At 69.6% G+C, this 11,979-nt stretch carries 12 protein-coding genes; 5 read left to right on the top strand and 7 right to left on the bottom strand.

The genetic code is table 11. From position 1 onward, the window contains the following. Positions 1–12 precede the first annotated feature (12 nt). Together CYL12_RS12865 and CYL12_RS12860 are read left to right on the top strand one after the other, a co-directional pair. A complete protein-coding gene (locus tag CYL12_RS12865; protein ID WP_101847941.1) occupies positions 13–618 on the top strand; it encodes a TetR/AcrR family transcriptional regulator in 606 nt (201 codons plus the stop codon). A gap of 262 nt (positions 619–880) precedes the next feature. Beyond that, positions 881–1,513 (top strand): helix-turn-helix domain-containing protein, encoded by a 633-nt coding sequence (locus tag CYL12_RS12860; RefSeq protein WP_158297182.1) that lies wholly within the window; start codon positions 881–883, stop codon positions 1,511–1,513. A gap of 9 nt (positions 1,514–1,522) precedes the next feature. Here CYL12_RS12860 and dnaB read toward each other — a convergent pair whose 3' ends face one another. Beyond that, the gene (gene dnaB / locus CYL12_RS12855) at positions 1,523–2,896 is read right to left on the bottom strand and encodes a replicative DNA helicase (RefSeq protein WP_101847939.1); all 1,374 of its coding nucleotides are present in this window, start codon (positions 2,894–2,896) and stop codon (positions 1,523–1,525) included. Positions 2,897–3,426: 530 nt separating this feature from the next. Here dnaB and CYL12_RS12850 point away from each other — a divergent pair. Further along, positions 3,427–4,491 carry a hypothetical protein gene (locus tag CYL12_RS12850; RefSeq protein ID WP_101847938.1) on the top strand — a complete coding sequence of 355 codons (1,065 nt, stop codon included), beginning with the start codon at positions 3,427–3,429 and terminating at the stop codon, positions 4,489–4,491. Between the two features lie 102 nt (positions 4,492–4,593). After that, the gene (locus tag CYL12_RS12845) at positions 4,594–6,462 is read left to right on the top strand and encodes a beta strand repeat-containing protein (protein ID WP_101847937.1); all 1,869 of its coding nucleotides are present in this window, start codon (positions 4,594–4,596) and stop codon (positions 6,460–6,462) included. Between the two features lie 200 nt (positions 6,463–6,662). On the opposite strand, the gene CYL12_RS12840 is transcribed toward CYL12_RS12845, so the two are convergent. The 6 genes from CYL12_RS12840 to rpsF form a co-directional block, all read right to left on the bottom strand. Further along, positions 6,663–7,028, bottom strand: coding sequence for a cupin domain-containing protein (locus CYL12_RS12840; protein WP_101847936.1), 366 nt, complete (start codon positions 7,026–7,028; stop codon positions 6,663–6,665). Between the two features lie 10 nt (positions 7,029–7,038). Beyond that, positions 7,039–9,177, bottom strand: coding sequence for a CapA family protein (locus CYL12_RS12835; RefSeq protein ID WP_158297181.1), 2,139 nt, complete (start codon positions 9,175–9,177; stop codon positions 7,039–7,041). 143 nt (positions 9,178–9,320) lie between these two features. After that, positions 9,321–9,773, bottom strand: a complete 453-nt coding sequence (gene rplI, locus CYL12_RS12830; protein WP_101847934.1) for a 50S ribosomal protein L9 — start codon at positions 9,771–9,773, stop codon at positions 9,321–9,323. Positions 9,774–9,784: 11 nt separating this feature from the next. Then, positions 9,785–10,039, bottom strand: a complete 255-nt coding sequence (rpsR, locus tag CYL12_RS12825) for a 30S ribosomal protein S18 (RefSeq protein WP_017203799.1) — start codon at positions 10,037–10,039, stop codon at positions 9,785–9,787. A gap of 78 nt (positions 10,040–10,117) precedes the next feature. Further along, positions 10,118–10,621 (bottom strand): single-stranded DNA-binding protein, encoded by a 504-nt coding sequence (locus CYL12_RS12820; RefSeq protein ID WP_025102815.1) that lies wholly within the window; start codon positions 10,619–10,621, stop codon positions 10,118–10,120. A 5-nt stretch (positions 10,622–10,626) separates the two neighbouring features. Further along, positions 10,627–10,995: a 30S ribosomal protein S6 gene (rpsF, locus tag CYL12_RS12815; RefSeq protein WP_021201450.1), complete on the bottom strand. Its 369-nt coding sequence runs from the start codon at positions 10,993–10,995 to the stop codon at positions 10,627–10,629. A gap of 224 nt (positions 10,996–11,219) precedes the next feature. Between rpsF and CYL12_RS12810 the strand changes: the two genes are divergently transcribed. Then, positions 11,220–11,924 (top strand): hypothetical protein, encoded by a 705-nt coding sequence (locus tag CYL12_RS12810; RefSeq protein ID WP_101848800.1) that lies wholly within the window; start codon positions 11,220–11,222, stop codon positions 11,922–11,924. Positions 11,925–11,979 lie beyond the last annotated feature (55 nt).

Below are 11,979 nucleotides of genomic sequence, written 5' to 3'. Positions count from 1 at the left end.
TATACTCATCGCATGTCGATCCCCGTGCCGGAGCTCCCGCTGCTGACCCCCGGAGCGCGCCGCGTGCTCGACGCCGCCTCCGATCTCTTCTACGAGCGCGGAATCCATGCCGTCGGGGTCGACACCATCGCCGCCGCGGCCGGGGTGACGAAGAAGACGCTCTACGACCGCTTCGGATCCAAGGAAGCCCTCGTCGTCTCCTACCTGCAGCACCGCGACGCGCGCTGGCGAGAGCATGTCGCTGCACACCTCGCACAGGTACCTGAGCCGGGGCCCGCCCGCGTGCTCGCGATCTTCGACGCCGCCATCGCCTGGGTGCCCGGCCACAGCACGAAGGGATGCAGCGCCATCAACGCGCGCGCCGAGATCGACGGCCCTGGGGACGCCCCGCTCGTGCTCGCCGAGGCCCGGCGCGAGAAGGAGTGGCTGCTCGCGGTCTTCGCGGACCTCTGCGCCGAGGCCGGCTTCCGGGACCCTGACCGGCTCGCCGAGACGCTCATGCTCCTCTACGAAGGGGCTATCGTCACCGTCGGCATGGGGACGTTCGCGGAGCCGTTCGCGACCGCTCGGGACAGCGCGCGCCGACTGCTGGATTCGGCACCGACCGACGCGTCTTAGGCGTTCGTCGCCTGCGAGGACCGCGGCGGCAGCACCGCACCACCATCGTCACATCGGCCACGATGTCGGCGTGGGGGGCGCCCTCGGTCCCCGGCGCCTCCTCCCCCGCGATGACGAGGTCGCTGCGCCGATTGAGGATCGGGCGGATGACGACCACCTCGACGAGGAACATCAGCCACAGGCCGCCGAGCAGCAGAGCCGAGGAGCGTCCCGCCCTGGCGCGGACACTCGGTCGGGCTTCCCCGGGGGGATAATGGGTAACATGCCACGTCCTACCGCCGCCTATCGCGGACTGATGCAGAGCAGTCGGCTGCGGGTTCTCGCCGCCTTGATGGACACCCCCGGGATCGGGCTCGCCGAGCTCTCCCTCCGCACGGGTCTGCACGTGAACACCCTGCGCGATCACCTCCGCGTCCTCGAAGGAGAAGGACTCGCGCGGTCCGAGGTGGAACACACGGGTCGCCGAGGACGGCCCCGGCTGCGCTTCTCCCCCGTGCTGCCGAACGAACCGAACGAGATCGAGGAACGGCGGGTGCAGGAGGCGATCCGGCATGGGGACCTCATGCGCGCGGCGCTTCCGGCGACGCGGTCCGGACTCCCCGAGGCGGCGACGCATCAGCTCGACGCGCTGTTTCACCACCTCGACGACGTGGGCCTGCAGCCGGACATCGATGAGAGAGCGATGACCGTCGACCTCTCCCCCTGCCGCTTCCACACGCTGCTGACCGACGACCAGATCGTGGTCTGCCGGGTGCACGAGGAGCTCATGAAGTCGGTGCTGGCGAGAGCGGGCGGTCCCGTGGAGATCGAACGCGTGATCCCGTTCACGACGGCCCACTCGTGCCACGTGAGGCTGACCCTCCGCGAGCAGTCGGCGTCCGACGCGGGGCGCTGACGCCGCGGCTCAGTTGAAGTCGCCGCCAGGCGCCATGTCGGCGAACCGGGAGTAGTGCCCCTGGAAGGCGACCGTGATGGTCGCGGTCGGACCGTTACGGTGCTTGGCCACGATGAGGTCGGCCTCGCCGGGACGAACGTCCTTGTCGTAGACCGAGTCGCGGTGCAGCAGGATGACCATGTCGGCGTCCTGCTCGATCGATCCGGACTCTCGCAGATCGCTGATGGCGGGCTTCTTGTCCTGACGCTGCTCGGGACCACGGTTCAGCTGCGACAGCGCGATGACCGGCACCTGCAGCTCCTTCGCGATGAGCTTGAGGCTTCGGGAGAACTCCGAGACCTCCTGCTGACGGGACTCGACGCGCTTGCCGGATGTCATGAGCTGGAGGTAGTCGATGATGACCATGCGCAGACCCGCCCGCTGCTTCAGCCGCCGGCATTTCGCCCGGATCTCGACGAGCGTCATGTTCGGGCTGTCATCGATGTAGAGCGGGGCGTCGTTGATGCGGCCTCGGGTCGCGGCGACCGTCGTCCAGTCCCGCGGGTCGAGTGTTCCCTTGCGCATGTTCTGCAGCGGGATCGCCCCCTCGGCGCTGAGCAGACGCATCGCGATCTCGCTCTTGCCCATCTCGAGGGAGAAGAAGATCGAGGGGAAGTCGTGCCCGATCGAGGCCGCGCGGGCGAAGTCGAGGGCGAGCGTGGACTTTCCCATCGCGGGTCGCGCGGCGACGACGATCATCTGCCCGCCGTGCAGGCCGTTGGTCAGCTCGTCGAGCTCGCGGAATCCGGTGGGGATGCCGGTCATGGAGCCGTCGCGGCCGTTGGCGGCCTCGATCTCCTCGACGGCGGCGTCGACCGCGACCGTGAGCGGCACGTAGTCCTCGGCCGTCTCCGTGCCGGTGACCGAGTAGATCTCGGCCTGTGCGTTGTTGACGATGTCCGTCGCGTCGCCCTGGCCGTCGTAACCGAGCTGGACGATACGGGTCCCCGCGTCGACGAGGCGGCGGAGGATCGCCCGCTCGGAGACGATGCCGGCGTAGTAGCCCGCATTCGCCGCAGTCGGGACGATCGAGGTGAGAGTGTGCAGGTAGTCGGCGCCGCCGGCCTTGTTCAGCTCACCCGTCTTGATCAGCTCGTCGGTGACCGCGACGACGTCGGTCGGCTCACCGTGCGAGTAGAGCGAGAGGATCGCCTCGAAGATGAGTTCGTGCTTGGGGATGTAGAAGTCGGCGCCCTTGAGTGTCTCGATCACGTCGGCGACGGCATCCTTCGACAGGAGCATGCCGCCCAGGGCGCTCTGCTCGGCGAGGAGGTCGTGCGGAGGGGTGCGCTCGGGCGGACGCTGCCCTCCCAGGCGCTCCTCGGAGATGTCGGCGATCGACACTGTGTTCCCTTCGATGCGACGGTTCTGAGGCGGGCCCCGCGCGCGCATCCGCGGATGAGTCGGAGCGGGGACCGCGGCCGCGCGGCGGCCATCCTCAGACAAGCAGGAGCCTCCGACATTCGGTCGCTCGACCACGCTATGAGCGGTCTCCACGCGGTGCAACACGGCCTGTGGATAACCATGTGGACAGCGTGCGGACAATCTCGGAGTGTCTGTGCAGAACAGGTGTGGATAACCCGGTGGACGGTGTGAACAGTCAAGTTTTTTCTTTCGCCTGACCTGGGATTAACCGTTTCCCCAGCCTGTGGATGAAAACGAGTTTAAATTGCGCGTTGAAGGTTTCCCCTCCGGAGGGGGCATGTGTAGAACCTGGGGAAAGTCAAGCCGGAAATCCGCCGGGCGCGTCACGATCTGACACGAGACGAATCGGATGTAAACGCCCCTGGACAGAGCCGGGGTCGACGAGTATTCTGCCTCCCATCGACACACCCGTGACGATTGGACGTTGACCTTCAGAGGGGGAGGACGACGTGGACGCTCGGACCACCCGACGCGGCGTACCCACCGCCGTCCTCTGGGGTGGAATCGGCGCGCTCGCCTGGGCGGCGCTGACCGTCCTCACCGGCGGGACCTCCGCGCATGCGGAGGAGCAGCCGAAAGGTCCGCTCGACAGCCTCACCTCGGTCGTCTCCGAGACCGTCACCGCCGTGACGAAGCCGGTCGTGAACAACGTCGTGGCTCCGGTGGTGAACCACGTGGCGACGCCGGTGGTCCAGGAGGTCGTCGCACCCGTCGTGCATGAGGTCGTCACTCCGGTCGTGACCCACGTCACCGCTCCGGTGCAGCAGGCCGCTCCCGAGGTCGTCGAGACGGTGACCGAAACGGTGACACAGGTTCCGGTCGTCGGAGACACCGCGGCGCCCGTGCTCGAGACGGTGTCGGAGACCGCCGACGCGGTCGTCGGTCCCGTGACGGATCTCCTCGGCTCCGCCCCGGTCTCCGAAGTCACCGCACCCGTGCTCGATTTCGTGGGAGACCTTCCGCTGCTCGGCGGCATCGTCGTCGACTCCGGCGCTATCGACCTCGTCGAGAACGTCGTCGGCGTCGTCGATGACACGACCGGTCTGATCGGCGGCGTCGTCGAAGAGACCGTTCCGCCGGTCGTCGAGGTGCTCACGCCGCAGGTCCCGGTCGCACCGCAGACGCCGGTGGACGCCGTCCCTGCGAGCACCGTGATCCCACGCGCGGACATCGCCATCGTGCCGCCGGCGCTCACCTCCGAGCGCTCTTCGTCTCCGACCGCAGGACACGAGTCTGCGCTGCGGACTGGCTCTGCGAACGGAGCGACTCTGCCCGCGACCGACGCGCACAGCCCCGCCGGTGACCCCGCTCCGGTGCCGTTCGGTGCCCCTCCGGGCGCCCCGGTCGCCCCTGCTTCTTCCTCCGCCACCTCCGGCGGAGGCTTCGCCAGCGCCCACGCTCGCCTCAGCGAGATCGGCGCAAACCCGCTCCGTGCCTGGGAGCGGGCCGCCGGCGCAGCGGACGACGCCCTTCCGGGCGCCCCCGTCGCCGACACCGACGTCTCTCCCGACTGACGGCCTGTCGCGTCATCCCACCCGGATGACAGATGCCGTGCTGCGCGCGCACTTCCTCGCGTGCATCCCATCAGACAGACCAGTCACGTCAGGAGAACCATCATGCGTAGTTACGCGAAGCGCGTCCTCTGGGGCACGCTCATCGCCGGCGGGATCACCCTGCTCGGCGCGACGGCCGCCAATGCGGCCGAGACATCCGGAGACGACGGACTCCTCTCCGGCACCCAGGCCGTAGCGCCCATCACCGCCCCGATCACGGTCGTCGACAACGCGATCTCGGTGCTCGGTGACGCGGCGTCGACGTCACCGGCTCCCGCACCGGCCCCGGCTCCCGCACCAGCACCTGCTCCGGCACCCGCTCCGGCACCTGCTCCGCAGACGAGCGGTGACGACGGAACCGCCTCCGGCACGCAGGCCGTCGTGACGGTGAACCTGCCCGTCACGGTGACCGACAATGCGGTCAGCCTCACCGAAGACTCCACGACCAGCACCCCGGCCGCCGCTCCTCCCCAGAGCGCGGCTCCCCAGGCCCCTGACGCGGCCGGGGTGCTTTCCCTCGATACGGGCGGCCTGGACGGCGTGCTCTCGGGCACCCAGGCTCTCGTGGCGGTCAACGCCCCGGTGACCGTGTCCGACAACGCCATCTCGCTGCTCGGTGACTCCGAGACGGCCGCCGAAGGTGGGAGCGCCGCAGCACCGGCCTCTGCTCCGGCGACCGGGTCGAGCGCTTCGGGCGAGGACGGCACGGCCAGCGGCACCCAGGTGGTCGCCCCGGTGACCGCCCCGGTCACCGTCGGCGGCAACGCCATCTCACTCCTGGGCGACAGCGAGGCCACCGGCAGCACCGGCAGCACCACCACCCCTGCCGCACCCGCGGCCGGTGGCAGCACCACCGGCGGTGAGGACAGCATCCTCGGCGGCACGCAGGCCGTGGCACCCGTGACGGCGCCCATCGGCGTCACCGGCAACGCCATCTCCCTTCTCGGCGACAGCGAGGCCACCGGCACCACCGGCGGCACCAGCCCGGCACCGGCCGCACCCGCGACCGGATCGAGCACCTCGGGCGAGGACGGCACCGCCAGCGGCACGCAGGTCGTCGCCCCGGTGACGGCCCCCGTCACCGTCGGCGGCAACGCCATCTCGCTCCTCGGTGACAGCGATGTGTCTAGCACCGGCGGTACCACGTCTCCGACCGCACCCGCGGCCGGCGGGAGCACCACCGGCGGCGACGACAGCACCCTCGGCGGCACCCAGGTGGTCGCACCCGTGACCGCCCCCATCGGCGTCACCGGCAACGCCATCTCCGTCACCGACGACGCCACCGTCACCACCGGCGGCACCACGTCCCCGACCGCACCCGCGGCCGGCGGCAGCACCACCGGCGGCGACGACAGCACCCTCGGCGGCACCCAGGTGGTCGCACCCGTGACCGCCCCCATCGGCGTCACCGGCAACGCCATCTCCGTCACCGACGACGCGACCGTCACCGGCACCACCGGCGGTGCCACGTCCCCGACCGCACCCGCGACCGGAGGCAGCACGACCGGCGGCGACGACAGCATCCTCGGCGGGACTCAGCTGGAACTCCCGGTGACGCTTCCCATCACGATCGGCGGGAACGCGATCTCCGTCGTCGGCGAGAGCACGGTGACCGATCCCGGAACGGACCCCGGCACTGACCCCGGTACGGATCCGGGCACCGACCCGGGAACGGACCCCGGCACCGACCCTGGCACGAACCCGGGGACCGACCCTGGCACGAACCCGGGCACCGTCCCCGGAACGAACCCGGGAACGACTCCGAGCACCGGAGCCGGCATGACCAGCATGCCGTGGGCTGCGGGTGCCGCCGCGACGGGTGAGGCGACCGGCCTCGCGATGACCGGTGGCGCCTCGGCTCCGTGGCTGTGGGCCCTCGCCGCTCTCCTGCTGCTGGGAGGTGCGGGCCTGCTGCGCCGTCGCGCGGCGTAGGCGCTGAGCCCCGGCGGTGGCGATGTCCTCGGGGGAGGAGACTCGCCCCCGCCGGTGCGCGGCAGCGTCCGCACGTGCGGTGCAGCTCGCTGCGCTTCCTCTGCCGAGCGTGACCGCCGCGCAAACGGCGGATGCCCCGCGGTCCCCCACCGCGGGGCATCCGTGCGCCCACTCTGCGGACGCATTGGACGTGATGGGGCTTAGCCGAGCTCCTGGAGCTCCGCCGTCATATCGCCGCCGGCGTCTCCGGTGTTGACCGTGCCCTTCGGCTCGAAGAGGATCGCCTGCACCTCTTCCTCGGCTTTCGGGCAGTGCTCGACGCCCCGGGGCACCACGAACACATCGTTCGGATGCAGGATGACGTCGCGGTCGCGGAGCTGGATCGTCAGGCGTCCGCTCACCACGAAGAACAGCTCGTCGGTCTCGGGATGCGTGTGCCAGACGAACTCGCCCTGCAACTTCACCACCTTGACGTCGTAGTCGTTGACGCTCGTGAGCCGGTGCGGCTGCCAGTGCTCGCGAATCGTGGAAAGGGCCTCGTGCACATTGCGAACGTCATCCGTCATGGCCAGCAGCCTATCCGCCCGGGGCGATCGATCCGTCAGCGTCGATGACGGCGGCAGTGCCCGGGAAGTCCCGCCGCCCGCGCTCGTCCATCAGTGCGGAGGCCCGACCGGTCGGATCGGGTGCCGGGGCGCCGCCTTCGGCGTCGACGCGGATGGACCGGACTTCTCCATCGAGGAAGGCGCCGTCGGCACGGAGGCGGACCGACAGGTAGGCGCCGAAGCGGGTCTCCTCCTCGACCCCGAAGACGCCCCCTCCCGCGAAGTTGCCCAGGCTGTAGGCGATGAGTCGGCCTCGGTAGAACTCCGCACCCCGGAGGACGTGCGGGCCGTGCCCGACCACCAGATCGGCCCCGGCGTCGACGGCCGCATGCGCGAACGCCTGCGGATCACCGCGGTTCTCGCCGAAGCTGTACTCGGTCCTGCCGGTGACCGCGTCGGCCTCCGGTCCCTCGGCGCCCATGTGCGCGTGGACGACCACGAGATCGGCCTGCTCCGCCGCCGCGGGCACCACCTGACCGACGTGGCGGAGGTCGGTAATCCGGTTGAATCCCCCGTAGGGCGCGAAGCCGACCAGGGCCACGGTGGTCTCCCCCACCCTCGTCACGACGACCTCGTTCCGGTCCCCGACGGCGTCCATGCCCTCCGCGCGCAGAACGGCCCTCGTCTCGTCGACGCCCTTCCGGCCGAAGTCGTGACTGTGGTTGTTCGCCTGATTGAGCACGTCGAAGCCGCGCAGCGCCGCAGCGGCATCCGGCTCGCTGCGGAACGCGAGGCAGTGGTCGCTCCCGCCGCACTTGTCGACGCCGGTGCCCGCCGCGATCACCTGCTCCAGATTGCCGGTGACGAGGTCCTCGGTGAACCACGGGCGTACCTCGTCGAAGGTCGATCGCCCGCGATCCGCCGGGATTCCGCGCGACGCGTCGTACAGCAGGATGTCGCCCACGGCGCCGATGCTGACTTCTCCCGCGCGGGTGGCGGCGCGGTCAGCGATCGCGGCTGGGCGGGCGGGGATCGCCGCTGCGGCGCTGACAGCGATGCCGACCCCCAGCAGGGTCAGTACCGCGACCGGTGTCCGCCAGGGGACTCGGCGGGGCGCGCCGTCGACCGCGGCCCGCCGACGGGGCAGATCCCACAGCCAGGTGAGTCCGTCGCGAGCGGTGAGGTGCTCGAGGCCGATGCACGCGGCGACGAGACCGGCCGTGAGTACGACCGGGAGCAGGACGGCCGCCAGCAACTGCACCGCCTGTCCTGCGTCGGACAGCACGCCCACGAGAGCGGCGTCGGCGAGAGCCAGCAGCGGCATGTGCAGGAGGTAGATCGGCAGAGTCCGGATGCCGAGCGCCCGGAGCCCCCGCCCGATCAGAGGGAGGCCGGCGAGGAGCGGGGCGACGGCGAGTCCCATCGCCACCCCGAGGACGGACACCGCCGGCCACACCCCCGGAACGGTCGCCGTGCCCGTCACGCGCATCACGGCGTAGGCGGCGAGGTACCCGAGGATCAGGGCCCCGGCGAGTGCGGGTCGCGGCCGAGCGGTGAAGCGACGGATGCGCGGCGCGAGATACGCACCTCCCAGGAAGAAGAACAGGTTGTAGAGGAGCGATCCGCGGTTGCTCACCACGTCGACCAGTCCGGCGGACACCACCACCGTGAGGATGCCGGCACCAGCCAGCAGCACTGCGCGGGGCAGTCGTTGCAGGCCCTTCGCGACGACGAAGTACAGCGCGAGAGCGTAGAGATACCAGGTGTTCGGCGGGCTGATCGTCACCCCTTCCACGAACGCGGCGACGCTCCGCGGTACGAACGTCGGGAAGTCCGGGAACGCCCACATCGCGGCGGCGTGGAGGAGGCTCCACAGGAGATACAGGTAGAGGAAGCGGGCCACGCGGGGACGCAGGACGGCCGCCCACGGTCGGGCCAAGGCTGCCGAGGCGAAGTACCCGGACAGGAACAGGAACAACGGCATCAGGAACGGCCAGATGAGGTCGCTCACGAGACCCCAGGCTCCGGGAAGGGGGATGCCGAGCCGCCAGTCGATCTGCAGGTAGGTCTTCAGCACGACGTGCCAGAACACCACGAGGACGATCAGCAGTCCCTTCGCGGCATCGCCCCAGGGCGCTCTGGATGTCGGGAAGGGGGGTGGTGTCGCCATGGAATCGAGCCAACAGCACAGCATGTTGCGTCGGCGTATGAGAAATGTCGCCTGATCCTCACCTCGTCCGGACGCAGAAACGCCCCCTGTCCCGAAGGACAGGGGGCGTTCCGTTCGACAGGCGCGAAGGCCCGTCGGGTGCCTTACTTGGCGGCGACGACCTGCAGCGTGATGACGGCAGTGACGTCCTCGTGCAGACGCACGGTCGCCTCGTGCTCACCGGTCGCCTTGATGGGCGTGGTGATGTGCACCTTGCGCTTGTCGATCGAGCCGAGGCCCGCAGCCGTGACGGCCTCTGCGACGTCGGCGGTCTTCACCGAGCCGAACAGACGGCCTTCCTTGCCGGCCTTCACCGCGAGGCGCACCTTGGTGCCCTCGAGGGTGTTCTTCAGGGCCACAGCCTCGTCGCGGTCGTGGATCGCGCGTGCCTGACGCGCGGCCTGGATCGAAGCGACCTGCTTTTCGCCACCACGGGTCCACGCCGTGGCGAAGCCCTGGGGGATGAGGTAATTGCGGGCGTACCCGTTCTTGACCTCGACCACGTCACCGGCGCTACCCAGCCCGGCGACCTCGTTCGTGAGAATCAGCTTTGCCATCTCAGTACCCCTTACCGGCCGGCGCCAGCGTAGGGCAGGAGCGCCATTTCGCGCGCGTTCTTGATCGCGGTGGCGATCAGACGCTGCTCCTGCACCGACACACCGGTGATGCGACGGGCACGGATCTTGCCGCGCTCCGAGACGAACTTGCGGAGGGTGGCGACATCCTTGTAATCGATGACGCCGACCCGGATGGACTTCGCGGGGGCGGCGTTCTTCGCGCCCTTCCGCGGCTTGCGGCGGTCGCCGCTCGACTTTCCAGCCATTGCTTTTCCTTAGTGATGAGACGGCCCTTCGACGAGCTCAGGGACCCAGGGGTCCGGCTCAGGGCCAGAGAAGTGTTTTCAGAAGGGAGTGTCGTCGCCGAAGCTGCCCGGAGTGCTCCAGGCGTCGGCGCTGGTCGACGAGCCGGGCGTGGACCACGGCTCCTCCGACACCTGCTGCTGCTGCGCGGGACGGGACTGTCCCCCGCCGCCACCGCCCGAGGCCGCACGGGTGACCTGCGCGGTCGCGTACCGCAGCGAGGGGCCGATCTCGTCGACCTCCAGCTCGATCGCGGTGCGCTGGTTGCCCTCGCGGTCCTGGTAGGAACGCTGGCGCAGACGACCCTGCGCGATCACGCGCATGCCCTTGGTGAGCGAGCCCGCCACGTGCTCGGCGAACTCACGCCACACCGAGGCGCGGAGGAACAGCGCTTCGCCGTCCTTCCACTCGTTCGCGGCACGGTCGAAGTTGCGAGGCGTCGATGCGATGGTGAAGTTCGCCACCGGCAGCCCGTTCTGCGTGTAGCGCAGCTCGGGGTCGGCCGTGAGGTTGCCCACCACGGTGATGACGGTTTCGCCGGCCATGAGACTTAGGCCTTCGCAGCCTTGGCGGCCTTGCGGGCAGCCTTCTCTTCAGAGCGCTTGGCCTCGGAAGCGATCATCGCCTGAGCCTCCTCAGCGCGGAGCACCTTGGTGCGCATGATCTGCTCGTTCAGCTTCAGCTGACGGTCGAGCTCCTGCGTGGCGGCGCTGGTCGCGGTGAAGTTGACGACGGCGTAGATGCCCTCGGTCTTCTTCTGGATCTCGTAGGCGAGACGGCGCTTGCCCCAGATGTCGACGTTCTCGATAGAGCCACCATCGTTGGTGATGACCTTCAGGAACTTGTCGAGCGTCGGGGCGACCTGGCGCTCGTCGATCTCGGGGGTCAGAATGACCATGAGTTCGTACTGGTGCGTCACTTACCCACCTCCTTCGGACTAGAACGGCTCTCGGGACTTTCCCGGGAGCAGGAGGGTGTGTGCACGTGCCCGCCGAAGGCGCCCGAGTGGGTGCCGGAAGGCAGACAACCTCGACAGTTTAGCGGACTTTCCTCGGAGCTGCCTCCCGCGGATCGGCTCGCTCCTTGGCATGCTGGAGGGCGTGCCTGGTGACGGTCATCGGCACGGACCTGGAGGGGGGCGCCATGCGCGTCAACAAGTGGGGGGTCGGCGTCGTGCTCGCCGCCGCCGTCATGCTCACCGGATGCTCGGCGGGAGCGTCGGACAAGCCGGCCGAGTCGAAGCCGAGCGAAGCCGCGTCGCAGGAGGCCGGAGCGCCGACCACCGACTGCCCCGAGCTCACCGAAGGGGCCACGGTCGACGGCTCTGCGCTCGGCGCCTGCATCGCCGAGGCCATGACCGACACCGACGGCTACTCCGCGAAGACCGTCGTGATGGGCATGGAGTCCACCACGCGCTTCAACCCGTCCGAGAAGGCTCTCGAGTCGCTCTCTCCGATGGGCTCGATCGTCGCGATCGGCGACGACGTCTGGGTGAAGTCGCCGTCGAGCGACTGGCAGACCGCCGACCCGTCGTCGAGCGACCCGATCATCGCCGGGCTCAGCGCCACCGCGAAGGACGTCAGCGCGATGGACCCCGCCGCGACAGCGAAGGCCATCACGGGCGAGTTCACCGTGACCGGCACCGGCGAGCGCCTCGGCCAGAAGGTGTACCTCCTGAACGGCACCGTCGAGCAGGCGGGCACGCCTGTCGAGGTCGTGTTCGAGGTCACCGAGGACTACGTCAACCTCGCCTCGACCAGCTCCGCGACCATCGAGGGCCAGTCGGTCGACGTCGCGCTCGAGATCACGGAGTGGGACGTGAAGCAGGACATCGTCGCACCGCTCTGATCGGACGAGACACGCGAAGGGCCGGAGCGCACGCTCCGGCCCTTCGCCGTATCCG

Origin of the sequence: Zhihengliuella sp. ISTPL4 (genome assembly GCF_002848265.1) — a bacterium.
In the GTDB taxonomy this organism is placed as follows: Bacteria; Actinomycetota; Actinomycetes; order Actinomycetales; family Microbacteriaceae; genus Microbacterium.
Note: the sequence above shows the minus strand (reverse complement) of the source record. Positions and strands in the feature narration are given on the sequence as shown.

Excerpts from the sequence above, each read along its gene's own strand:
- CYL12_RS12840 (WP_101847936.1), bottom strand. The coding sequence starts at position 7,028 with ATGACGGATGACGTTCGCAATGTGCACGAGGCCCTTTCCACGATTCGC.
- CYL12_RS12810 (WP_101848800.1), top strand. The coding sequence starts at position 11,220 with ATGCGCGTCAACAAGTGGGGGGTCGGCGTCGTGCTCGCCGCCGCCGTC.
- CYL12_RS12865 (WP_101847941.1), top strand. The coding sequence starts at position 13 with ATGTCGATCCCCGTGCCGGAGCTCCCGCTGCTGACCCCCGGAGCGCGC.
- rplI (WP_101847934.1), bottom strand. The coding sequence starts at position 9,773 with ATGGCAAAGCTGATTCTCACGAACGAGGTCGCCGGGCTGGGTAGCGCC.
- CYL12_RS12835 (WP_158297181.1), bottom strand. The coding sequence starts at position 9,177 with ATGGCGACACCACCCCCCTTCCCGACATCCAGAGCGCCCTGGGGCGAT.
- rpsR (WP_017203799.1), bottom strand. The coding sequence starts at position 10,039 with ATGGCTGGAAAGTCGAGCGGCGACCGCCGCAAGCCGCGGAAGGGCGCG.
- CYL12_RS12845 (WP_101847937.1), top strand. The coding sequence starts at position 4,594 with ATGCGTAGTTACGCGAAGCGCGTCCTCTGGGGCACGCTCATCGCCGGC.
- CYL12_RS12820 (WP_025102815.1), bottom strand. The coding sequence starts at position 10,621 with ATGGCCGGCGAAACCGTCATCACCGTGGTGGGCAACCTCACGGCCGAC.
- CYL12_RS12860 (WP_158297182.1), top strand. The coding sequence starts at position 881 with ATGCCACGTCCTACCGCCGCCTATCGCGGACTGATGCAGAGCAGTCGG.